Source organism: Kitasatospora sp. NPDC059408 (assembly GCF_042751525.1).
GTDB lineage: Bacteria > Actinomycetota > Actinomycetes > Streptomycetales > Streptomycetaceae > Kitasatospora.
This window is the reverse complement of the sequence record NZ_JBHYWI010000088.1, coordinates 1-19,781: the sequence shown is the minus strand read 5'-3', so window position 1 is coordinate 19,781 and position 19,781 is coordinate 1. Positions and strand designations below refer to the sequence as shown.

General features: G+C 73.8%; 15 protein-coding genes. 7 read left to right on the top strand and 8 right to left on the bottom strand.

Going from position 1 to position 19,781, the window contains the following annotated elements; genetic code table 11:
- Positions 1–179 precede the first annotated feature (179 nt).
- Positions 180–1,889: a translation initiation factor 2 gene (locus ACFXDE_RS37075; RefSeq protein WP_380498781.1), complete on the top strand. Its 1,710-nt coding sequence runs from the start codon at positions 180–182 to the stop codon at positions 1,887–1,889.
- Here ACFXDE_RS37075 and ACFXDE_RS37070 read toward each other — a convergent pair.
- Complete coding sequence (locus tag ACFXDE_RS37070) at positions 1,877–4,006, bottom strand: NB-ARC domain-containing protein (protein WP_380498780.1); 2,130 nt, start codon at positions 4,004–4,006, stop codon at positions 1,877–1,879. The genes ACFXDE_RS37075 and ACFXDE_RS37070 overlap by 13 nt on opposite strands.
- Before the next feature lie 203 nt (positions 4,007–4,209).
- Here ACFXDE_RS37070 and ACFXDE_RS37065 point away from each other — a divergent pair, with 203 nt between their 5' ends.
- Complete coding sequence (locus ACFXDE_RS37065) at positions 4,210–5,547, top strand: carbohydrate-binding protein (RefSeq protein WP_380498779.1); 1,338 nt, start codon at positions 4,210–4,212, stop codon at positions 5,545–5,547.
- 86 nt (positions 5,548–5,633) lie between these two features.
- Here ACFXDE_RS37065 and ACFXDE_RS37060 read toward each other — a convergent pair whose 3' ends face one another.
- The 5 genes from ACFXDE_RS37060 to ACFXDE_RS37040 all read right to left on the bottom strand — a co-directional run bounded on the left by ACFXDE_RS37060 (position 5,634) and on the right by ACFXDE_RS37040 (position 14,481).
- Positions 5,634–8,549, bottom strand: a complete 2,916-nt coding sequence (locus ACFXDE_RS37060; protein WP_380498778.1) for a hypothetical protein — start codon at positions 8,547–8,549, stop codon at positions 5,634–5,636.
- Complete coding sequence (locus tag ACFXDE_RS37055; RefSeq protein ID WP_380435995.1) at positions 8,549–10,447, bottom strand: HSP90 family protein; 1,899 nt, start codon at positions 10,445–10,447, stop codon at positions 8,549–8,551. Before ACFXDE_RS37055 ends, ACFXDE_RS37060 begins: the two co-directional genes overlap by 1 nt.
- 160 nt (positions 10,448–10,607) lie before the next feature.
- The gene (locus ACFXDE_RS37050; protein WP_380498777.1) at positions 10,608–11,690 is read right to left on the bottom strand and encodes a hypothetical protein; all 1,083 of its coding nucleotides are present in this window, start codon (positions 11,688–11,690) and stop codon (positions 10,608–10,610) included.
- A gap of 279 nt (positions 11,691–11,969) precedes the next feature.
- Positions 11,970–12,809 (bottom strand): hypothetical protein, encoded by an 840-nt coding sequence (locus ACFXDE_RS37045; RefSeq protein ID WP_380498776.1) that lies wholly within the window; start codon positions 12,807–12,809, stop codon positions 11,970–11,972.
- Positions 12,810–13,038: 229 nt separating this feature from the next.
- Entirely contained in the window at positions 13,039–14,481 is a 1,443-nt protein-coding gene (locus ACFXDE_RS37040) for a glyceraldehyde-3-phosphate dehydrogenase (protein WP_380446290.1), read from the bottom strand.
- A gap of 223 nt (positions 14,482–14,704) precedes the next feature.
- Here ACFXDE_RS37040 and ACFXDE_RS37035 point away from each other — a divergent pair, with 223 nt between their 5' ends.
- Positions 14,705–14,944, top strand: coding sequence for a hypothetical protein (locus ACFXDE_RS37035; RefSeq protein WP_380498775.1), 240 nt, complete (start codon positions 14,705–14,707; stop codon positions 14,942–14,944).
- A gap of 194 nt (positions 14,945–15,138) precedes the next feature.
- Here the strand turns inward: ACFXDE_RS37035 and ACFXDE_RS37030 are convergent, their stop codons facing one another.
- Positions 15,139–15,888, bottom strand: coding sequence for an ATP-binding cassette domain-containing protein (locus ACFXDE_RS37030; RefSeq protein WP_380498774.1), 750 nt, complete (start codon positions 15,886–15,888; stop codon positions 15,139–15,141).
- 233 nt (positions 15,889–16,121) lie between these two features.
- On the opposite strand from ACFXDE_RS37030, the gene ACFXDE_RS37025 reads away from it, so the two are divergent.
- Positions 16,122–16,553 (top strand): PPOX class F420-dependent oxidoreductase, encoded by a 432-nt coding sequence (locus ACFXDE_RS37025; protein WP_380498773.1) that lies wholly within the window; start codon positions 16,122–16,124, stop codon positions 16,551–16,553.
- Positions 16,554–16,688: 135 nt separating this feature from the next.
- Here ACFXDE_RS37025 and ACFXDE_RS37020 read toward each other — a convergent pair whose 3' ends face one another.
- On the bottom strand, positions 16,689–17,666 hold the full coding sequence (locus ACFXDE_RS37020) for a LuxR C-terminal-related transcriptional regulator (protein ID WP_380498772.1): 978 nt from the start codon (positions 17,664–17,666) through the stop codon (positions 16,689–16,691).
- Positions 17,667–17,958: 292 nt separating this feature from the next.
- On the opposite strand from ACFXDE_RS37020, the gene ACFXDE_RS37015 reads away from it, so the two are divergent.
- The 3 genes from ACFXDE_RS37015 to ACFXDE_RS37005 all read left to right on the top strand — a co-directional run.
- Positions 17,959–18,291, top strand: a complete 333-nt coding sequence (locus ACFXDE_RS37015) for a hypothetical protein (RefSeq protein ID WP_380498771.1) — start codon at positions 17,959–17,961, stop codon at positions 18,289–18,291.
- A 29-nt stretch (positions 18,292–18,320) separates the two neighbouring features.
- Positions 18,321–18,632: a hypothetical protein gene (locus ACFXDE_RS37010; RefSeq protein ID WP_380498770.1), complete on the top strand. Its 312-nt coding sequence runs from the start codon at positions 18,321–18,323 to the stop codon at positions 18,630–18,632.
- Between the two features lie 133 nt (positions 18,633–18,765).
- Positions 18,766–19,781, top strand: a 1,016-nt coding sequence (locus tag ACFXDE_RS37005; protein WP_380498769.1) for a CHAP domain-containing protein, incomplete at its 3' end; no start/stop codon positions are given.

Sequence of the window (19,781 nt, the reverse complement as noted above, 5' to 3'; positions counted from 1 at the left end):
GGGCGGCTACCATCGCCCCTATGCCTCCGCAGGACCGCCACTCTCCTACCGAGCCGGTGCCCGGGCACCCTCGACGGGGGTGCTGCGGTGTGGTACCGCACGGTCGACCAGCCAGCCAGCCAGCCAGCCAGCCAGCCAGCCAGCCAGCCAGCCAGCCAGCCAGCCAGCCAGCCACGGCGGTGGGGCCGACGCCGGCGCGGGTGCTGTTCGCCGCACGGTCGGCGGCCGCACTGCACCGGCTGCTGGATCTGCTGCCCGTATTCGAGGGTGACGACCGGGTCCGCTGCCGGTTCACCCTCGTTCCCGGTTCGGAGTTCGACACCGACGCGCTCGCGGCCGTCGACGCCGCCGGAGCCCGCTGCCTCCCGTGGTCCGAGGCCAGGGCCGCGGACCACGACCTGATCCTGACGGCCAGCCCCAAGGGCGGACTCGGCGACCTGCGCGGCCACCAGGTGCTGCTCCCGCACGGCGCGGGATTCAACAAGGCGCTGCCGGACGAAGGCTCGCCCGTGCTGCCGTCCGGCCTCGATCCGGCGTTCCTGCTCAGCGACGGCCGGCCGACCGCGACGCTGCACGCCCTCGCCCACCCCTCCCAGGTCGAGCGCCTGGCCGCTCAGCTCCCCTCCGCCCGCGGCCACGCCATCGTGGCGGGGGACCCGACCCTCGACCGGATCCTCGAATCGCTCGACCGCCGCGATGCCATCCGTGCCGCACTCGGCACCGGGGCACGGCGGTTGGTCGTGCTGTCGTCCACCTGGGGCCCGGAGTCCCTCCTGGCCCGCCGCCCGGGGCTGCCCGCGTCGTTGGCGGCCCGGCTTCCGCACGACGCCTACCAGCTGGCGCTGATCGTGCACCCCAACGAGTACAGCCGCACGGGCGCCTTCGATCTGGTCCGGCAGCTGCGGCCCGCCCTGGACGCCGGTCTGGTCCTGGCGGCGCCGTACGAGGAGTGGGCGGCGCTGCTGGTCGCGTGCGACGTCGTCGTCTCCGACCACGGGTCGGTGGCGTTGTACGCGGCCGCCCTGGACCGGCCCGTCGTGGCCGGGTGCGTCGGCGCGAGCGAGCTCATCCCGGGCAGTCCGATGGCCGAACTGCTCTCCTCCGTACCACACTTGGATCTTGATACCGCAGCCGTCGCGCTGGCCTCGGCCGAGCCTGCGCGCACCCGCCGCTTCGCCGAACAGGCCTTCGCCCTCACCGGGGAGTCCCTGGAGACGCTCCGCGCGGAGCTGTACAAGCTGCTCGGGCTGTCACCCTCCCCGTACCCCGTCCGGTCGCGCCCGCTTCCCGTGCCGGGACCGGCCCGTACGGCGCCGCACGCGCCGGCCGCGTTCGCCGTCCGGGCCGTCACCGAGGGGCAGCGCGTCACGGTCGAACGGCTGCCGCCGTGGACCGACCTGCCGCTCCACCACCGCGCCGCCGAGTACGGGCGGGCCGGCGTGCGCCAGCTCCAGAGCGCCGCGCTGATCTACCAGCGATGCGGAAACGGTTCCTCGGACCAGCCCCGGACGAACGAGCCCTCTCCGAACCAGCACCACACGAACCAGCACCACACGAACTGGCACCAGGAGTACCGGACGGCCGCCGACCGGACGGCGGAGGTGCTCGACGAGTACCCGGGCTGCCGCACCGCGGCCGTCGTCCTCTCCCCCGCCGCCTGTCTCGTCCGACGCGACGGCGCGGAGCCGTTCACCCTCCGCATCGGTCCCGCCCGGGCCGGCACCCGGATCCGCCTGACCGACCCGGCCGCCGCCCTCTCCGCCGTCCACGCCTGGCTGGGCGCCCACCCGCTCGCGCTGCCCGGCACGCTCACCGCCCGGATCGGCGGCACGGACTACCGCGTCGACCTGGCGCCCGCCACCGAGGCCGAGCTGGCTCACCCCGCCTGACGGCCCGCGATCTCCGCCACCTCTGTGCGATAGCCCTCGGCGCGGGCGGCGTCGCCGCCCTCCTCGCAGAAGGCCACCAGCGTTTCCAGCACCCGCAGTTCGTCCGCCGCCGACCTGCGCGCCCGGGCCCCGGCGAGGGCGGCCTCGTACAGGCGCGCGGCCTCCTCGCGGCGGCCGGTCCGCCGCAGCGCCACGCCCAGTTCGAAACCGGTGCGCGAGGACATCCGGTCCCGGCCGAGCCGCAGCGCGGTCTCGTGCGCGTCGCTCAACAGCTCCACGGCGCGGTCGAGTTCGCCCATCGCCACGGCCCCACGGCCGATCAGGTAGGTCTGGAGCATCGCACCGTACTCGTTGCCGATCGCCCGGTGCACCTCGCGCGCGGCCTCGAAGTCGGGCACGGCGACGGCCCAGTTCCCCTGGACGGAGGCCAGCTTGCCGCGGAACTCGATCGCCGAGGCGTACAACTTCCGTTCGTCGTCCCGCTCCCCGAGCAGCCGACCGCGCCGGATCGCGGCCTCGACCTCCTGCCGCGCCTCCGGGTACCGGCCCTGTTCCCAGAGCGGACGGGCGAGTTGGCAGTGCATCCGGACGATCCCGGCGGTGGAGTCCGCCCGCTGGGCGGAGGCCAGACCGTGGCGGAACGCGTCGATGACGTCGGCGTAGTGCTGGTGGTCGAGGAAGTGCGTCCAGAGCGGTTCGCACAGCGCGACGGCGTCGTCGTCCAGCCCGTCCTCGTGGGCGATCCGCACGCAGCCGAACAGGGAGAGGTGCTCGCGCTCCAGCCAGTGCATGGCCGCGTGCTTGTCGGTGAACTCCAGGTCCGGGACGTCGGCCAGGCCGGGCTCCTCCGGCGCCGGGCCCGAGACGGTGAGCCGGCTGCCCGCGGCGAGGAGGTCCGCCCGGGCCGCCTGGCGGCGCAGCCAGCGCACCAGTCTGCGCCGGACGTCGCCCGGGGTGTCCACGCCCGCGCCCGCATCCGCACCCGCGTCGGCACCCGCGCCCGCACCCGCGTCGGCCCGGCGGAGCGCGTGACCGCGCAGCAGGTCGTGCATGCCGAGGCCCTCGGGCCGGCGCAGCAGCAGGCCGGCCTCCTCCAGTTCGTCGACCGCGTCCTCGGCCCGGTCCAGCCCGGAGCCGAGCAGCGCGGCGGCGACCGGGACGGTGACCACCGGGCCGGGGTGGTGCGGCAGGGCCCGGTACAGCCGGGCCGCGGTGGGCCCCAGACGCGCGTAGGCGGCGTTCCAGACCGCTTCGACCACGGGGACGCCCTCCTCGCGGAGTTCGGCGGTGAGTTCGTCGATCAGTCGCCGCAGATCCCGGTTGCGGCGCTTGCGCAGCAGCCGCCCGGCCACCAGGATCGCGGCGGGCAGGCCCGCGCAGCACCCGGCCAGTTCGGCGGCGGCCTGCGGGTCGTCCACGAGCCGGGGGTCCTGGACGGCGGCGCGCAACAGGCCGGCGGCGTCCTCGCCGGAGAGCGGGCCCAGCGGCAGGTCGACGGATCGCGTGCCGTCCAGGTCGGCCAGGCGGGCGTGGCTGGTGACGATCACGACCGCGGAACCGGAGGAGGGCAGCAGCGGACGGATCTCCGCGCCGCTCTGGGCGTTGTCGATCACGAGAGCCAACCGCTTGCCCTGGGTGGCCGCCCAGTACTCGCGGCGCCGCTCGGCGAAGCCGGTGGGCAGGGCGTCGCCGCGGCCGAGGGAGCGGCAGAGGCCGCCGAGCGCGTCGGCCACCTCGACGGCGCCGTCCCGCCGCAGGTCGTTCAGGTCGACGTGGAACACACCGTCGGGGCAGCGGCCGAGGCGCCGGAGTTCGCGGGCGAGGCGGAAGCCGAGTTCGGTCTTGCCGATGCCGCCCATGCCGCTGACGCACACCACCAGGGGGCCGTCGGCCGGTCCGTCGGCTGCCGGTCCGCCGTGACCGCCCGCGACGGCGGCCAGGACGAGGTCCTGCTCGACGGTCCGGTCCGCGAAGTGCACGGGCGGTGGGGGAAGTTGGACTGGCGAGTCCGGCTCGGCCGGCGGCGCGTGCACGCACAGGTGCTCGATGGTGTGCGCCTGGACGATGGTGCCCGCGCGCACCTGCCCGTCCACCCGGTTCGAGATCTCCTTGGCCACTCGTCAACTCTAGTGCCGACGGGGCGTGGCCACGCGGGATCGACTTGACCGTTTGGGGGTTGACCACCCTTCCGGAACAGGTCTATACCAGTGACAGTCCTCGGCGACGACCCCGTGCCGACGGACCGTTCGGCCCGCGCGCCCGCCCCCACGTCCGGCGCGGACGGGCCACTTCCCCCTGCCGTTTCCTGGAAAGGCTTCCGATGGAACGCGCTCTTCCCCCACACGCCGCGCCCCGTAGAGCCCCCGGGGCCCACGAGCCCCGCACCCACCGCGCCGGCCGCACCGCCCGCCGGGCCTCGCGCCGGGCCGCCGTCGCCGTCGCCGGTGTGCTCGGCCTGGTCGCGGGCGGCGTCGCCGCCGTCACCGCCTCCGGCTCCGCGTCCGCCGACACCACCACCACAGCCGTCACGGGCCTGGGCAGCAACTGGTACGCCTCGGCGCCCTACCTGATGCCCGAGGACAACAGTCCGCCGGACGCCGCCGCGGTGATGGACGCCACCGGGCAGAAGGCCTTCCAGCTGGCCTTCATCCTCGCGCAGGGCAACAGCTGCGCCCCCGCCTGGGGCGGGACCTCCGCTATCGACTCCGACACGACGATGCCCTCGGTGATCCGGACGATCCGCGACAAGGGCGGGGACGTCTCGGTGTCGGTCGGCGGCTACGGCGGCACCAAGCTCGGCCAGGTCTGCGGCACGCCGGAGGCGACCGCCGCCGGCTACCAGCAGGTCGTCACCAAGTACCAGCTCAAGGCGATCGACTTCGACCTGGAGGAGCCGGAGTACGAGAACACGGCCGCCATCCACAACGAGATCGGCGCCGCCCGCATCCTCCAGCAGAACAACCCCGGCCTGTACGTGTCGATCACCACGGCCGGCACCAGCGCGGGCACCGGCTGGTTCGGCACCCAGATGCTGGGCGAGGCCAAGTCCCAGGGCTTCACGCCGAACAACTTCTCGATCATGCCGTTCGACGGCGGGTTCAACGGCGCCGCCGCCCAGACCGACGCGCTGGTGAAGTTCAACCAGATCCTGCAGAACACCTTCGGCTGGTCCGAGGCCACCGCGTACGCCCACGAGGGCGTGTCGATGATGAACGGCCGCACCGACGCCGCCGAGTACTTCCGTCAGGCGGACTTCCAGACCGTGCTGGACTTCGCGACCGCGCACAACCTGGCCCGCTACACCTTCTGGTCGGTCAACCGCGACCGCCAGTGCCAGGGCCCGGTGGACCCGGGGCTGTCCGGCTCCTGCTCCAGCGTGGCGCAGGGCGACTGGGACTTCACCAAGTACACCGTGAAGTTCGCCGGCGCGACGCCGCCCACCACTCCCCCGAGCACGCCGCCGACCACTCCCCCGACGACTCCGCCCACGACCCCGGGGGCCTGCACCCTCCCCGCGTGGAGCGCGAGCACGACGTACACCGCGGGCAACAAGGTCTCGTACAACGGGCACGACTACCACGCCAAGTGGTGGACGCTGAACGAGGTGCCGACCGCCAGCGGCCAGTGGGGCGTCTGGGCCGACGACGGCCCCTGCTGACGCTTCCTACTGACGCTTCCCACTGGCGGTCCGCGTGAGGGGCGGGCCCCGGTGCAGCCACCGGGGCCCGCCCCGCCGCCGTTCCGTCAGCCCTGGTCGGCCGCGATCCGCTCCCGCAGGTCGGCCAGGATCTCCGCCGCCTCCGGGAGCCCGACCCGGCGGCAGCGGTCGGCGGCGGCGGTCAGCCGGGCCACCGCGGCCCGCGTCCGCCCGAGGTCGGTGCCCTCGATCAGCGCGGCCATCCGCACCGCCTCGGCGCGCGGCGACTCGGCCTCCTCGCCGCCCTCCTCGTACACCGGGATCGCCCGCTCGGCCTCGGCCAGCGCCTCCTCGTGCCGCCCGGCGATGGCCAGGCAGCGCGCCCGCTCGTAGTGCGAACCGCCGCGCAGGAACCACGAGTTGTACGAGGCTCCGGCCCGCTCGGCGGCCGCGCCGACGGCGTCCGCCTCGGCCAGCCGGGCGAGCGCGGTCTCCAGCCCCTCCCCGCCGCGGGCGCGCATCACCAGCTTGGCGAAATCGCGCAGCGTCCCGGCCATCTGATCCCACTGCGGCGCCTCGGCGTGCGCCGCGAGGGCGCGCTCGCGGGCGGCGTCGGCCGCCTCCCAGCGGTCGGCGTGGGCCAGCGCGAGGGAGGCCTCGCAGGCGACCATCGTGTGCGTCGACCGGTCCTCCCAGCCCGCGACCGCGTCGGCGAGGCGCAGGTACTCCTCGGCCGCGTCGCGGTACTCCTCCAGCGCGAACAGTCCGCGGGCGAGGTCGAGCCGGACCTGGGCCATCAGCCGCTCGTCCAGCTCCGGAGCGGCGGCGTCGAGCAGCACCGACTCCAGCACGGCCACCGCGTCGGCCGCCCGGCCGCTGCCGCGCAGCAGGTCGGCCAGCTGCAGCCGCACCTGAGCGGCCTCCTCCGCCGCCGGCCGGCCCTTGCGGTCGAAGCGCGCGGCGGCCTCCGACAGCGCCCTGATCGCCCCGCCGTCGTCGCCGGTGTGCGAGCTCGCGTGGCCGAGCATCATGTACGTCGGGGCGAACGGGTAGGAGTCGTCGCCCCAGCGGGCGGCCTCGGCCAGGGCCCGGTGGAACACCTCGACGGCCTGGGCGGGTTCACCGCTCTGCAGCAGCACCTGGCCGAGCAGGCCGAGCACCCGCGGCGTCTGCCACGGCAGTTCGGCGGCGTCCAACTGGTCCATGACCTCGCGCAGTTCGGCCGTCGCCTCGGCCATCCGGCCCTGCCGGGCGGCGGCGTCGGCGGCGTACTGGCGCGAGGTGGCGGCCCGGCGGGCCGACCCGAGCGCGCCGCTCTCGGCCCGGTAGGCGCCGACGGCCTCCTCGAACCGGGCGACGGCCCCGGCCGGCGGCTCCGGCAGCGCGGCGATCAGGTCGTGGTGCGCGGCGAAGGCCCGGCACTGGAGCACGATCAGGTAGTCGTCGTCGGCGATCCCGCCCTCGGCCCGCAACTCCCGTGCGCGGACGAGCGCTTCGTCGAGCGCCGGCCAGTCGGGCGCCAGGCCCTCGACCTCGCCGAGCTCGACGACGAGGGTGCGGGTGCGCACCATGAGGGCTTGGCCGAGCAGCCCCTCCTGCTCGAACAAGTCCGCAGCGCCCAGCAGTTGGGCCTTGCCGACGACGTGGTCGTCGCGGTCCAGCGCCTCGTGCGCGCGCTGCCCGGCGAGTTCGGCGCGCAGCCGGCCCGCGGTGCCCGCCGCCGTGCCGTCCTCGTGCACGTAGCCGTCGGCCTCGAAGCGCTCGGCGATCCGGCGCCAGAGCCGGTCGGCGTCCGGGTGGCCGACCAGGTCCAACTCGCGGGCGCGGACCACGAGGGCGGCGAACTCCTCGGGCTCCGGCTCGACTTCGCGGCGCGGCGCGGGCCCGGCGGCCGGGGCGCCGGCCAGCTCGGGCGCGGCGGCGGCGCGCACGCCCAGGGCGAGCGGCTCGGCGAGCAGCGGCCCGCGCTCCAGCCGCGCCCGGCGCCGGCTGCCGACCGCGTCGGTGCCGTTGCGGGCGTCGAAGCGGGCGGCCAGCGCGTCGGCCTCGGCGCGCAGGTGGGCGAGCAGCGTGTCGACCGTCCAGCTCCGGCCGGGCGGGCCGCTGACCGCGAGCTCGCCGTGGCCCTGGCGGGCGAGGGCGGCGATCAGCACCTCGACGCCGGTGAGGAAGTCGAGGCGGCCGCTCGGATCGCCGGTGACGGCGAACAGGTCGCGGTTCTCGGAGAGGATCTCCAGGCCGCGCGGCTCGTTGCCGGACAGCGCGCAGAACTCGACGTGCTGGCCGACCGGGCGGGCCATGCCGGACTTGCCGCGGGCGAAGCGGTAGCCGACCAGGTGGCTGGAGCGGGCCTCGTCCAGGCGTCCCTCGCGCAGCAGCGGGAGCAGGGCGGCGGCGTGACTGAGGTAGGGCTCCTCGGAGCAGGTGCTGTGGCCGCCGAGGACCGGCCGCCACACCTCCAGCGCCCGGGCGTCGTCGCCGGCGCGCACGTGGTGGTTGGCGCGGGCGCGGAGCTCGCACGCGTGGCAGTCGCTCAGCTCGGTGCGCGGGCGGCCGGTCCACAGCTCGTACGCGTCCTCGGCGCCGACGCCGGTGTGCGCGGCCAGGTGGTAGCGCTGGGCGTAGTACGGCTGGAGGCCGAAGCCGGCCTTCTCGTAGCGGGTGCGCATCTCGGCGTGCCAGCGCCGGATCGCCTCCAGCGGCACGTCCGGGGTGCCCGCCAGCGAGCCCGCCACCCACTTGAAGCGCCAGAACACCTGGTCCCCGGCCCACTCGCCGAAGCCGTCCGGGTCGGTGTCCCACAGCTTGAGCACACGGGCGAAGACCACCGGCGACTTGCTGCGCTCGCCGTCGTACTGGTACGCCTCCATGAGCTCCAGCAGGGCCATCGAGCGCACCCCGGTGTCGTCGAACTGCTCTGCGGCGTCGACGAGTTCCTCCGCCGCGACGGTCCGCTGACGACCGTAGGGGCGGGCGTCGTTCTCGCGCAGCGCGGCCATCACCGCGTCGGGGGTGTCCAGCATCACGCCTCCTTCGGGTCACTGTCGGCGCCGCGGCCGTCGGCCGCCTCGTGGCCGAGCATGGCGTGGTCGAGCAGGCTGATGAACGAGCGGTTGAGCAGGGCGCTCTCGCTCGCCTTGAGCGGACGGCGGGTCATCAGGACCGCCTGCCCGTACAGCGCCTCGACCGCGGTGACGGTCAGGTCGCGGCTGCCTGCCAGCGAGGCAGCACGGCGCACCAGCGGGTTGAGGTGGTTGAGCACCAGCTGGGCGCGCGGCACCTCGGCCCGCAGCGAACCGAGGATGTCCGCCCACAACCCGTCCGCCTCGTCGGCGAGTTGGGCGCGGGTGCGCTCGTGCCGGGCCTCCCGGTTGTCCAGCAGCAGGGCCGGGGCGCTGGTCGGGTGGAAACTGCGCAGCGCGACGTCGCAGTCGAACCGGCCGACCACCTCGCGGGCGATCGTCAGGAACGCGGCGGCGGCGAGCTCGGCGGCCGGGTCGACGGTGTCCAGGTGCGCGGTGACGGTGCCCGGGTCGAGGTCGGCGACCGAGACGCCGGGGCGGATCTCGGGCAGCCGGTGCACGAGGTCGCGGTCGTAGGTGTAGCCGCCGTTGACGACGCCGAGCCCGGCGGCGCCGGCGATCGGGGCCACCTGGCGGAACTCCTCGACCGTCCGGGTCACCAGCAGGACCGGGTGGGTGCGGGCGAACTCGTCCAGCGTGACATTGCCGTCGGTGGTCTCGAACGGCAGCCACGGCAACATGATGCGCAGCAACTCGTCGTCGTAGCGCGCGAGTTCCTTGACCGCCAGGTGGTGCACGGACAGGAAGCGGTGCAGCAGCGCCGGGTCGCTCGCGGACAGGCCGGTCAGCCAGTCGCGGATCCGGGCGCCGAGCGCGTCGCGGACGGCGGCCAGCGTCTCGTCCGCGTACAGGCCCTCGCGGGAGGCGGTCGGGCGCAGGCCGTCGGTGTCGACCACGCAGCGGACGAAGAACGCCCAGTCGGGCAGGAGTTCGTCGGCCTGGTCGGTCAGCAGCATGCCCTTGAGGTGCACCCGGTGGCCGGAGCGGCGGGAGGGCGGAGCGGCGTCCGGCAGCACGTAGGCGACGCCGCGCAGGCCGACCAGCGGGAGGTCCAGGTCGATGCTGTCCAGCGGGGTGAAGTCGAAGGCGGAGCGGCAGTACTCGGCCAGCGCGTCGCGGCGGGCCAGCGGCGAGCCGTGCCGCTGCGCCCACGGCGGCGTCCGGTTGACGCGGTGCTCGGTGCCGTTCGCGTCGACGACCGTCACCTCCTGGCGCAGCAGGCCGCCGAAGTCCCGGGCGAGGGCCAGGACCCGGCCCGAACGCGTCCACTCGGCGGCGTCCGCGCGGGGGGCGAGGGTGACGGTGGTGCCGGGCTCGGGCCTGGCCTCGGCGGGGAGCGTGCGGATGGTGTAGCGGCCGTCGGAGCTGCCGCGCCACTCGACCACCGGCGCGTCCGGGGTGGCCGCGGAGCGGGTGACGACGGTGATCTCGTCGGCGACCACGAAGCAGGCGAGCAGGCCGATGCCGAACTGGCCGATGAAGTCGCCGCGGGCGCGGGCCAGTCCGGCGCCGTCCAGGCCGCCGTCGGCGTCCCGCTTGGAGCTGCGGCCGATGGTGGCGAGGAAGGTGTGGACGTCCGCCTCGGTGAGGCCGATGCCGGTGTCGGTGACGGTCAGCTCGTCGTCGGCGCGGACGGTGATCCGGGCCGGCGCCGCCGGGTCGAGCTTCTGGCGGGCGGTGATCGCGTCGACCGCGTTCTGCAGGAGCTCGCGCAGGTAGACGCGGGGGCTGGAGTACAGGTGATGGGAGAGGAGGTCCACCAGGCCGCGCAGGTCCACCTGGAAGGTGTGCGCACTGGCCGGGCTCTGCGCACTCGTCGGGTTCTCGGATGGGGACACCGGGGGCTCTTTCGATTGCTGGATGGGTGAGGAGGTCCGGGGCCCGGGCGGCGCGGCGGGCGTGCGGCGCGCGGTGGCGGGCGGTGGCGGGCGGGTGCCGGCTGTGGCCGTCAGTGGCCGTCAGTGGGTCGCGGCGGCCGTCAGCGGGTCGCAGCCGGTTCTATCGGGCGCAACGGTCGCGGTGGGCACGGAAGTTGGCGACCGGATCGCCGGCCAGGTAGTGCCAGGGGGACTCGGTGACGAGGCCGTCCAGGGCGTCGAACAGCCGGTGCGCGGTCTGGCGCTGATCGGCCAGCGAGAAGGCCATCGCGAAGGCGTTGAAGGCGGCCTGCCAGCCGCGGGCCGGCGTGAAGTCCGGGTGCAGGACGGACCGGGCCGCGGCCTCCTGGAGCTCCGCGAGGACCGTCGGGCTGGTGAGGTAGGCGTGGTCCTCGCCGTCGGGCAGGTCCAGCCAGCGCTCCAGGTGGGCGAGCGCGACCAGCTCGCCGAGCTGGCTTCCCTCGGGGGCGGCGAGCATCGCCGAGCGGGCGAACTCGTGCATCTCGTCGTGCGAGCCGCCCCACTTGGCGCACAACTGCTGGAGCCGCTGGCGGTGCGAGGCAGCGTGACCGGGCGCGCGGCGCAGCGCGGCCTCGAAGCGGCAGGTGGCGACGTCCGCGTCGAGCGAGGCGCCGCGGGCGCTGATCTGGAGGAAGTACCACGGCGCCAGCCAGTCGGGCTCGCGCTCGGCGACCTCCAGCAGCTGCTCCTCGGCGGTGTCCAGGCGCTCGTGGAAGAGCTTCCACTGCTCGTCCGTCACGTGCTTGGCGCGGGCTCCGGTGCGGGCCTCCCAGGCCCAGGTGATGTGCCGGGCGCCGGCGAGGAGGAGGGGGAGGGCGTCGTCGGGGTGGTCGGTGACCGCGCGGGCCGTCCAGGCCTCGACGCCGTCGACGTCGGCGAGGGCGCCGAGGATCCACGTCCGGTCGGCCTCGTCCTCGACGGCGGCGAGCGCGGGGCGCAGCGCCGTCCAGTCCCCGGCGGCGGCCTGGCCGAGCATCACGCGGACCGCGTCGTCGCCGAAGGCCGGGTCGAGCGCCGGGGCCGGGCCCGCGGGGACGGGGGCGGCGGGCTCGGCCGTCCGCGCCCCGCGCCCGAACCCGAGCCCGCGGCGGCCGGACCGGCCCTGCGTGGCGTCCTCGCCGGAGCGGCGACGGAAAAGCGGCATCGGGTGGTCCCCCTCGAACGTGATCGGCATCTCTCGCATGGCCGCACAGTGGCCGCCCAGATGCAGTACATATCACGCGCACCCGACATCCGTTCGCGCAGCCCGCACCGGGCCTGACGAGGGGGGTAACAGATGACAACGGACAGATAACAGATAACAGATTTCAGCGAACAGATTCTGTTATCTGTTCGCCGTTCGTTGTCCGCCCGCTCACCCGGCGGTCAGATCGGATCGCCGGACCTTCGGTTGATCCGATCGACCCGATCGACCCGATCGACCCGGGAGACCTGGCCGACCGACGGGCGGCCGCGCGGGCCGTCAGAGCGTGGCGAGTCCCGCGTCCGGGGTCTTGCCCGTCTGCGCCTGCTCGATCCGCTTGACCATCATCGCCGCGAACCGCCGCGTCGCCGCGACGTCCACCGGGCCGCCCTCGGTCGTCACGCTCGCCACCACCGTGCCCGAGCGCAGCACGATGCCGATACCCTCGCTGCCGGCCAACTGCCCCTGGAACACCTGACTTTCACTCCCCAGTACCGCGGCGTCCACGGCCTTGAACGGCCCGCTCCGGTACGACGCGTACGTCTCCTTGAGGCGGTCCTTCGCCGCGTCCCGGGTCGCCAGTGTGTCGATCATGAACCGGGCCACCACGTCGCCCGAGGAGAACCGGACCGACCCACTCAGCGGCTTCCCCGTGCAGGGCGCCGCCGCCGTGCAGGTGGTGGCGTGGTCGGCGGTGTCGACGCGCCGCTTCTCCTCCTCCCACCCGGCCATCGTCTTGACGTCCGGCAGCACCTGGAGGACCAGCTTGTCGTCCAGCAACACGGCATCCGAGTCCGCCCCGGGCGCCCCGGCCCCGCCCGCGGCCGGCGGCGGCACAGCCCCGCCGGCGCCCGCGGCCGGCGGCGTCGCGGCACCGGGTGCAGGCGCCGAGGCCGCGTCGGACGCGCCGCCCGCGGCACCCCCGGCAGCCGGACCGGACGTCTGGGCACCGGACGTGCCGGCCGCGCCGCCCGCCGCCGACGACGCGCTCGACCCCGAACTCGCCCCGCCCGCAGCGTCCTTGGTGGTGCCCTTGTCCCCCGACGCGCATCCGCCGAGCACCCCCACCAGCACCCCGACCGCCACTACGGCGGCCGCCCGCCGACCGATCCTGCCCATCGCCCGCTCCCTCCCGGTGTCCGTGACCCATCAAGATAGCCGTTCGCCCTCGGACCAGCTGCGGGCGGCCTCACCCCCCGGCAGCCACCGTCGCCCCGGGACTCCCAGCACCCCGGGAGCCTCACCCCCCGGGAAACGGCACGGCGGCGGGAAACGGAACGGCGGCGGGCGGCGACCTCTCACGAGGCCACCACCCACCGCCGTCACGGTGTCACGCGGTCCGGGCGGCTCAGGCCGCCGGGGCCGGGAAGGTCGGGTACTCGACGCCCGAGATGTACTGGACGACCCGGACGACCTGGCACGAGTAGCCGAACTCGTTGTCGTACCACAGGTAGAGGATCGCGTTGTCGCCCTCGACCTTGGTGGCGCCGGCGTCGACGATCGAGGCGTGGCGCGAGCCGATGAAGTCGCTGGACACCGCGTCGGGCGAGTCGATGAAGTCGATCTGGCGCTTCAGCGGCGAGGTCAGCGAGACGTCGCGCAGGTAGTCCAGGACCTCCTCACGGTTCGTCTCGCGCTTCAGCTGGAGGTTGAGGATGGCGATCGAGACGTCCGGCACGGGCACGCGGATCGAGCTGCCGGTGATCTTCGCCTTGAGGTCCGGCAGCGCCTTGGCAACGGCCGAGGCGGCACCGGTCTCGGTGATCACCATGTTCAGCGGTGCCGAGCGGCCGCGGCGGTCGGCCTTGTGGTAGTTGTCCAGCAGGTTCTGGTCGTTGGTGAACGAGTGGACGGTCTCCACGTGGCCGCGGACGACGCCGTACTCGTCCTCCATCGCCTTCAGCGGCGGGACGATCGCGTTGGTGGTGCAGGAGGCGCAGGAGATGATCTGCTCGTCCGGCTTGATCATGTCGTGGTTGACGCCGTGGACGATGTTCGGGACGTCGCCCTTGCCCGGCGCGGTGAGCACCACCTTGGCGATGCCGGGGCGCAGGTGCTTCGACAGGCCCTCGCGGTCGCGCCAGCGGCCGGTGTTGTCGATCAGGATGGCGTCCTTGATCCCGTACTCCGTGTAGTCGACCTTGGTCGGGTCGTCGGAGTAGATCACGGTGATCTCGTTGCCGTTGGCGATGATCTTGTTGTTCGCCTCGTCGACGGTGATCGTGCCCTGGAACTGGCCGTGGATCGAGTCGCGGCGCAGCAGCGAGGCGCGCTTCACGAGGTCGTCGCCGCCGCCGTTGCGCACGACGATGGCCTTCAGGCGCAGGCCGTTGCCCGAGGCCTTCTCGATCAGCAGGCGGGCGACGAGGCGGCCGATGCGGCCGAACCCGTACAGCACGACGTCCTGGGCGGACCGGCGCTCCAGCTTGTTCTCACCGGTGGCGCCGGCGACGGCGCGGGCGGTGAACTCCTCCACCGTCAGGCCCTGGTCGTCGGCCCGGTAGGTGCTGGCCAGCATCCCGAGGTCGATCTGCGAGGGGCCGAGGTCCAGGGCGGTCAGCGCCTGGAGGAACGGCATGGTGTCGGTGACCGAGAGCTCCTCGCCGGCTATCTGGCGGGCGAAGCGGTGCGTCTTGAGGAGGCTGACCACCGACTTGTTCACCAGGGAACGGCTGTGCAGCAGGACGGTGACGTCCTTCTCGCGGTGCAGCCGCCCGATGATCGGGATCATCGACTCCGCGATCTCCTCGCGGTTCTTCCAGTCCGTGAACACGTCGTCATTGACAGTCACAAGTCCATCTTTCGAGCTGAGGGTGTTGCCCACATGGTAGCTTCGCGGATTTTCGATCCGGCGGCCTCCCCCGGCCGGCGCTGACCGGGCGACCCTCACGGCTCTAATTTGAACGCGTTCAATTCTCCGTGAACGCGTTCGGAATCGGCGGAGGGAGAAATGGTGGAGACAGGTCGTCGAAGGCGGCGGGCGACGGGCGGTCGAGCACGCCTTCGGAGCACCGGTGTCGACGGCCGTCCTGGCCCAACCCGCCCTCGCGCTCGGGCTGTACGGCTACCGCTACGGCATGCGGAACGTCCGCAGCGCGTGCCTGGCGATGGGCGCCCCCGCCCTGCTGATCCTGCTGGGCGGCTGCGCCCGCCGGAACGCCGGGCAGCGCGTCCTCGCGGAGCGGCGGTGGCTCGCGCAGGCGACAGCGCGCTGCCTCGTGTGTTGTACGACACCCTTTTACGTGCGCTGCTGATCCGCATGGCGACGGGCGCCCGCATGCCGGACCGCGGGCGGGTGCGACAACGGGGACGCCGGCGGGATCGCGCTGGGATTCTTCCGGTGCACGGCCGTCCTGGCGGGGCCCGCGCTGGTGCTCCTGCTCCTCCTGGCTCCGCACGCGCTGCGCATCCGTCCGGTCAGGCCGACCGGACGGACGGCTGCGCCCGGTCAGGCCGGGGCCCTCGGCGGGATCCGCTCCCCTCCGGACAACTCGTCCACCACACGCGCGAGTCCGTCACCGCCCGGTGCCATCGGTCCGCTCGCCACGACGCTCCCGCCGATCATCACCGCCGCGTGGTCGCAGAGCCGCTCGACCGGTGCCACGGCCGCACCGGCGAGCAGCACCGAGCCGCCGGTCGCGACGAACTGCGTCAGGACGGCCCCCATGACCGCCGCCGACCGCGCGTCCACCGCGTCGAACGGCTCGTCCACCAGCAGCAGTCGGGGGGCGTGGACCAGCGCGATGGCCAGCCCCATCCGTTTGCGCAGCCCGGGATCGTACTCCGGCGGCGACGCCCGCTGCGCGCCGTCGAGTTCGAGCAGGGCGAGCAGCGCCCCGGCGCGGGCCTCGGCCGCCGGCCCCTCCTCGCCGCACAACCGGCCGAGTGAGGAGAGCAGTTCGCGCCCCCGTGGCCACGGCGGCGGGGCCACCAAGTCCGGCACCAGCCCGACCGCCGGGCGGGCGCGCTGCGGATCCGTCCGGACGTCCGCCCCGAAGACCTCCGCCGTGCCCTTGTCCGGCCGCACCAGGCCCGCCGCCATCGCCAGCACGGTGCTCTTGCCGGCCCCGCGCGGACCCACCAGCCCGAAGCAGGACCCGCTCGGCACGCTCAGCTCCACCCCGGCCACGGCCGTCGTCCGCCCGAACCGCTTGCGCAGCCCCGACAACCGCAGTGCCGGCCCACGGACCGCCCCCATCCGCGCACTCCCGTCTCCTCGTCCCCGGCCACCGCACACCGAAGGCCCCGGGATCGACGCTAGGCCGCCCGCGCCGGCGAAGGGATGTGCCTTTCTGCAGGGTTCGGGTGCACCTAGCTGCACCTCAGACGGAGAAATGTGCCGATCGGCAGGGTCGGCCGAGCCGGCGCACCGGGGCGACACGCCCCGCCGGGGTTGACCTTCACACCGGTGTGAGGGGGCACCATGAGCCCATGACCGACACTGGGTTCGACCCGTACGCGTTGCTGGAGGCGAGCAGGCTCGGGGTGCTCGCGACGATCAAGGGGGACGGGCGGCCGCAGTTGTCGCCCGTGCTGCCGTACTTCGACCGGGCGGCCGGGGTGGTCCTCGTCTCGACGACCGAGGGTCGGGCGAAGACCGCGAACCTGCGGCGCGATCCGCGGGCCGCGCTGGAGGTCACCGGGCTGGACGGCCGCTCGTGGGCCACGGCGGAGGGGACGGTCACGCTCACCGGGCCGGGGACGGACCCGCACGGGCCCGAGGTCGAGGCGCTCGTCGCGTACTACCGGACGGCCGCCGGGGAGCACCCGGACTGGGACGAGTACCGGGCGGTGATGGTGGCGGACCGGCGGGTGCTCGTCACCATGACGGTCGACCACGTGTACGGCGCGGACCTCGCCTGAGGACGAGCCCGGGAGACGCACCGGAAGACGCACCCGGAGACGCACCGGAAGACGAGCCGGGCACGGACCGAGGACGGACCGGCGACGGACCGGCGACGAGGGCCCCGGGGCGCACGGCCCCTGGGCCCTCGCCCGTCAGCGGTGCCAGCCGCGTTCGGCAATGCGCAGGCCGGCCTGGAAGCGGCTGCGGGCGTCGAGGCGGCCCATCAGTTCGGCGACGACGCGGCGCGTGGTGCGGGTGGAGAGGTCGAGCCTGCGGGCGACGATCTCGTCGGTGTGCCCGTCGGCCAGGAGCTTGATGATCTCCCTTTCCTGGAGTGTGAGTTCGTTCCCGTCACGAGTCGCGCTCTCGCCGAACGGGGTCGCGTTCAGCCAGGTCTGCTCGAAGAGGGCGTAGGCGGCGGTGACCACGCCGGGGCTGCGGAGTTCGAGGGCTCCGAGGCGGCTGTTGGCGGGGTCGATGGGGACGAGGACGGTCTCCCGGTCGATGACGATCATCAGCAGGGGCACCGTCGGCACGGTCCGGGTCTGTCCGCCGAGCTCCGCCAGCCACCGGGCCGCGGCGAGGGTGGCGGGGTCGTTCCGGAAGCTGTCCTGGTAGATGCAGCGGATCGCGACGCCGCGTTCCAGCAGTTGCTGGTTGAGGGGCTTGCTCGCGGCCTTCGCGTCCGGCGTCTGGGCGCTGTTGGGATTGAGGGACACCATCTCCGTGCGGGTGGCGGCGGCGAGTTCCTCGATCCTCGCGCGGACCGCCTCGATCCCCTCGTGCCGGGTGATCGACTCCCGGGCGCGGGCGCCGTCGTGTTCCGCGGCGATCGTGGCGACGGCCGCCCTGGTGGCCTCGATCCGGCGTTGCCGGTCCGCGAGTTCGGCCTCGGCGCGGGCGAGCAGGGTGGCCAGCCCGACCGACGGGCTGATCGGCAGCAGCTCGTCGGCCGGGTCGTCGGCCGGGCGGAGGAGCGCAAGATCGGCCAGCTCGTCCAACGCCGATCTGACGTGACGCTCCGTCAGTGTCAGGTGGGCGGCGATGTCCGCGAGCTTCCAGCTCGGCTGGGCGAGCAGGGTCCGGTAGACCCGCTCACCGTCGCACGACAGCCCCAAAGGCTCCAACATCCCTGACACTCCCCCGAGTTGATTCCGGTACGCCGCTCCCCCGCGGCTCGGTCACCACGATTGTGCGCCCGGCAGGGAGCCCCGGCAACGACTTACTGTCAGGATGCGGCCAGGCCGCTTGCTGAACCGCCGCCGACCGTGACAGCAGTCGGGCGGGCAGGCAGAGTAATTCCCGTCGGAGCGGGCGACCGGGACGGAACGCGGGAAGCGGGAATTCCGGATCGATCAGGCGCTCACACCAATCACGGTGGAATTCCCCGGAATCCGCCGACCGTTCATGAGGGGAATAGTCATGTCGAAGATGAGGACCGTCATCGCGGGATTCGCCGTTGCCGCCGCTGTCGCCATCGCCGGTACCGCGGCGAGCGCGGTCGCGGGCGGCGCGGCGGACGGGACGACCGGCCGGGCGCCGGCGGAGGTCCGCATCCACACCGCCGCCGGGGCGCCCGTCGGCGGGGCGGAGTGGGGCTGCGTCGGAGGCTGCTCCAAGCCGCTGCCGTCCGGCGCGCCGACCCCGGCAGCCGACCCGGACCCGACCCCGGCCGCCACCCCCGACCCGACTCCGGCGGACACGCCCGCCGGCACCCCGACCACACCGCAGGCGCCGGCCGCACCGCAGGGCTGAGCCCGTTGTACCTGGTCACGGTCCGGCTGGTGGCGACCGGCCGGACCCCTGACACCGACCACTTCACCCCACCGGGCCCGCCGCACCCGACGCGCCCGCATCTGACCGACACCGCCCTCGCCGCCCTCATCCGGCGGCACGCCCGGCCCTGCGACGGCCTGGAGCACCTGCGGGTGCGCGGCACCGCACACCGGTTCGACGTCGCGGCCTTCGTGAGCGCCGAGAACGCCGCCGCCGCCCGCACCGCGGCGCACGCGATGTGTGCGCGCATTCTCGCCGAATCCCCCGCGCTGCACGGCTGGCGCGTCGCCGGCGACATTCCGGTGCCCTGGATTCTCTGAACTCCCCTTCTTTCCGTCGCATTTCGTAAGTCCGACCAAATATCGCTCCACCGTGCCCGAAACCGCCCGGACCGGCTCTTCCGTGCCGCCCGGTCGCACCGCCCTGGACGAATTCCGAAAGGACACCCGGAAAATGACCGCCGTTTCCCGCCGCCTCGCCGCCGCACTCGCCGCCGTCGCCGTCGCCGGAGCCCTGTTCACCGCCACCGTGTCACCGGCCGAGGCCGGCACACCCGGCTCCGCCATCGTCACCCAGGCCCGAGCACACATCGGGCAGCACCGCACGGACTTGGGCTTCCCGTCCGAGGAGTGGTGCGCCGATTTCGCCCTCAAGATCTGGCGCGACGCCGGCGTGGAGAACCTGAGCGGCCTCGGCAGTTCCGTGCAGAGCTTCAAGGACTACGGGACCCGCAACAACACCACCTCGAACACCCCGCACGTGGGCGACGCCGCCGTCCACAAGACGGCGACCATCTCGCACGTGCAGATCGTCATCGGAGTCTCCGCGGACGGCAACATGATCCAGACCATCGGCGGCAACGAGGGCAGCAACAACCTCGAAACCAGCTGGGTCAAATTCGAGGACTGGCACGACTGGCACACCCAGCCCACCGTCTTCGTCAGCCCGGTCGGTCTGACCAACAGCCGCCTGCCGGCCTCGCTGGCGGGTGACGGCCGGGCGTCGGTGGTGAGCGACTCGGCGGACGGGACGCTCACGGCCTGGCACAACGCGGGCGGGTTCGCCCAGATGCCGTTCGACACCTCGGCCGTCATCGGCCAGGGCTTCATGGACCCCACCCGCGTCAAGTTCGCCGACCTCGACGGCGACGGACGCACCGACCTCATCTACGTCCAGCCCGCAGGCAACCCCCAGAACGACCCCGAGGGCACCCTGCGCGCCTGGCACAACGACGGCGGCATGAACACCATGCCCTTCGGCAACTCCGTCATCATCGGCCAGGGCTTCATGGACCCCACCCGCGTCAAGTTCGCCGACCTCGACGGCGACGGACGCGCCGACCTCATCTACGACCAGCCCGCAAACAACCCCCTCAACGACCCCGACGGCACACTCCGCGCCTGGCACAACGACAACGGCTTCACCACCGCCCCCTTCGGCAACAGCCTGATCATCGGCCAAGGCTTCAC

Excerpts from the sequence above, each read along its gene's own strand:
- ACFXDE_RS37025 (WP_380498773.1), top strand. The coding sequence starts at position 16,122 with ATGACCGACACTGGGTTCGACCCGTACGCGTTGCTGGAGGCGAGCAGG.
- ACFXDE_RS37020 (WP_380498772.1), bottom strand. The coding sequence starts at position 17,666 with ATGTTGGAGCCTTTGGGGCTGTCGTGCGACGGTGAGCGGGTCTACCGG.
- ACFXDE_RS37060 (WP_380498778.1), bottom strand. The coding sequence starts at position 8,549 with ATGCTGGACACCCCCGACGCGGTGATGGCCGCGCTGCGCGAGAACGAC.
- ACFXDE_RS37050 (WP_380498777.1), bottom strand. The coding sequence starts at position 11,690 with ATGCGAGAGATGCCGATCACGTTCGAGGGGGACCACCCGATGCCGCTT.
- ACFXDE_RS37045 (WP_380498776.1), bottom strand. The coding sequence starts at position 12,809 with ATGGGCAGGATCGGTCGGCGGGCGGCCGCCGTAGTGGCGGTCGGGGTG.
- ACFXDE_RS37030 (WP_380498774.1), bottom strand. The coding sequence starts at position 15,888 with ATGGGGGCGGTCCGTGGGCCGGCACTGCGGTTGTCGGGGCTGCGCAAG.
- ACFXDE_RS37015 (WP_380498771.1), top strand. The coding sequence starts at position 17,959 with ATGTCGAAGATGAGGACCGTCATCGCGGGATTCGCCGTTGCCGCCGCT.
- ACFXDE_RS37065 (WP_380498779.1), top strand. The coding sequence starts at position 4,210 with ATGGAACGCGCTCTTCCCCCACACGCCGCGCCCCGTAGAGCCCCCGGG.